The sequence below is a fragment of the Bradyrhizobium sp. P2_E8 genome (assembly GCF_056403875.1).
Window position 1 is genome coordinate 1 of sequence record NZ_JBFUES010001048.1, and the last position, 2,475, is coordinate 2,475.

Consider the following 2,475-nt stretch of genomic DNA (forward strand, 5'->3'; position numbering starts at 1 on the left):
GTTCAGGCGCAGCGCCGTGCGAATAGACCGTCGTCGAATAGGTGAAGATGTCGCTGGAAAGATTTGCAGCGATGACGATTTCAGCGCCCAGCGCCCGCGCTGCCGAGACCGGCACCGGATTCACCAGCGCGCCGTCGACCAGCCAGCGATCGCCGATCAGCACGGGTGAGAAGATGCCGGGCAGGGCGTAGGAGGCGCGCATCGCGTCGACCACGCGGCCGCGTGTCAGCCAGATCTCGTGGCCGGTGCGAACCTCGGTCGCGACGGCGGCGAACTTGATCGGAAGGTCCTCGATCAAGGTGTGGCCGCACGCTGCCTCGAGCCGGGTCGCCAGCTTCTCGCCGCCGATCAGACCGGAGCCGTTGAGGCGGATGTCGAGATAACCAAGGATGTTGCGCATGCCTTGCAGACCGCGGCCCCACTCCTCCAGCGTATCGAGCTTGCCGGACGCGTAGAGGCCGCCGACCACGGCGCCAATCGAGGTGCCGACCACGACATCGGGCACGATACCGTTGGCGAGCAGCGTCCTGATGATGCCGATATGGGCGAAGCCGCGCGCCGCGCCGCCGCCAAGGGCGAGACCAATGACCGGCCGGCGGATGCTTCCGAGGCCGATTTTCTCGCTGTTCGAGCCATTCGCGCCGCGGCCCTTCAATCTGTCCAGCACTAGAACTCTCCTACGCGTGGCCAGCCAGGACCACTAGACTAGGCGTCGCACTCGCTCTCCGCCATATCAGGGGCCGAGCATGGTTTATGCCGCTTTGGAGAGGGCGCTGGGCAGGAGTATGGCGAGGGGCGGTTGCCTCCTGTCTAATCACGCAGGCGTCAACCAGGTTCCATCAAACCGTGGCGGGGCCGTATTTCTTGGGATTTCAGAGGCTTGAATTTGCCGCGTTTTCGGTGAAAAGCAGGTGGCATGACTATCGGGGGTGACGGCATCATCGGATGGCGGCGCAGCGTATCGCTGCTGCCGGCGCTGATCCTTGCCGCGTGCCTCGTTATCCTGGGTCAAGGCGTTGCCCAGGCGCAGCTTTTCTCCGATCGCCCGCCGCCGGTGCCCCCCGCATCGGTGCCCGACCCCGGCGGCGCCGTCAGCCTGGCGCCACCCTCCGGGCCGGGGGCGGCTCCCCCCAGCCTGCCGCCGACCCTGACGCAGCCGCTGTCCCCCAGCATGCCGCCACCCGCGGTCACGACCGTGCCGCCGGCCGCGCCGCTCAATGCCGCCGTGCCCGGACAGGGCGTGCTGTCGCTGACCGCCAAATACGGCAAGGACACCCCCCCGATCACCAGCGGCCTGGTCTGGCGCGTGTTCGCCGACCGTCCCGACGAAAACGGCACGTTCAAGCTGATCCGCGAGGATCGCAGCGCTACGCCCAATATCGTGCTGCCGCCTGGCAATTACGTCGTGCACGTCGCCTTCGGGCTCGTCAGCGCGGTGCGCACCGTCAGCCTGAAGGCCGAGACCGATCGCGAATCCTTCGTGCTGCCGGCCGGCGGCCTGCGCATCGAGGGCCGTGTCGGTACCAGCCGCATTCCGCAGAACCAGATCTCGTTCGCGATCTACAAGGGCAGCCAGTTCGAATCCGGCGAGCGCGCCTCGCTGGTGCCGAACGTCGCGGCGGGCGACGTCGTGCTGATACCGGAGGGCACCTACTACATCATCTCCAACTATGGCGACGCCAATTCGGTGGTGCGCTCGGACATCCGCGTCCAGGCCGGCAAGCTCACCGACGTCACCATCACCCACCGCGCCGCCGTCATCACGCTCAAGCTCGTCAGCGACAAGGGCGGTGAGGCGCTCGCCAACACCGCCTGGTCGGTGCTGACCCCCGGCGGCGACGTCATCAAGGAGTCGATCGGCGCCTTCCCGCGCGTCGTGCTCTCCGAGGGCGAATACCGCGCCATCGCCAAGAACGAGGGCAAGGTCTACGAGCGCGGCTTCAACGTCGTCAACGGCGTCGACGGCGAGGTCGAAGTCGTCGCGCGGTGATTCTTGCCTCTCCCCGCTTGCGGGGAGAGACCGGAATTCGCGCACAGCGCGGATTCCGGGTGAGGGGGACTCTCCGCGAGTCGATCTGGCTGATATGGCGTCGGGCTCTCCACATCGTCATTGCGAGCGCAGCACGAGTCCGATCATCACCGTCTGCGCGGCCCCTCACTTCCGATATCTCAACGCCTCCACCAGCACGGCAAACGCCGGGGTCGGCTGCCGCCGGCTCGGGTAATAGAGGTGATAGCCCGCGAACGGCGCGCACCAGTCGGCGAGCACGCGGATCAGCCGGCCGTCGGCGATCTCGCGCTTCACGAGATCTTCCGGGATATAGGCAAGACCAAGCCCCGCCAGTACGGCATTCATCCTGAGCAGGCCGGTGTTGAACACGAGCTGGCCGTCGACCCGCACCTTCATGGCGCGGCCGCGCTTCTCGAACTCCCAGGCATAGAGTCCGCCATAGGTCGGCAGGCGGAGGTTGATGC

The 2,475-nt window shown here is 66.8% G+C and carries 3 protein-coding genes; 1 reads left to right on the forward strand and 2 read right to left on the reverse strand.

Going from position 1 to position 2,475, the window contains the following annotated elements; genetic code table 11:
• Nucleotides 1-667 (reverse strand): patatin-like phospholipase family protein (locus AC1D00_RS36425; protein WP_477013998.1); only part of this gene is annotated, 667 nt, incomplete at its 3' end.
• 249 nt (nucleotides 668-916) lie between these two features.
• Between AC1D00_RS36425 and AC1D00_RS36430 the strand changes: the two genes are divergently transcribed.
• Nucleotides 917-1,990 (forward strand): hypothetical protein, encoded by a 1,074-nt coding sequence (locus AC1D00_RS36430; protein WP_025575702.1) that lies wholly within the window; start codon nucleotides 917-919, stop codon nucleotides 1,988-1,990.
• Nucleotides 1,991-2,155: 165 nt separating this feature from the next.
• Here the strand turns inward: AC1D00_RS36430 and AC1D00_RS36435 are convergent.
• Nucleotides 2,156-2,475 (reverse strand): LysR substrate-binding domain-containing protein (locus AC1D00_RS36435; protein ID WP_477013999.1); only part of this gene is annotated, 320 nt, incomplete at its 5' end.

What these genes read in the sequence shown, in the direction of transcription:
- AC1D00_RS36430 (WP_025575702.1), top strand. Translation starts at nt 917, where the DNA reads ATGACTATCGGGGGTGACGGCATCATCGGATGGCGGCGCAGCGTATCG.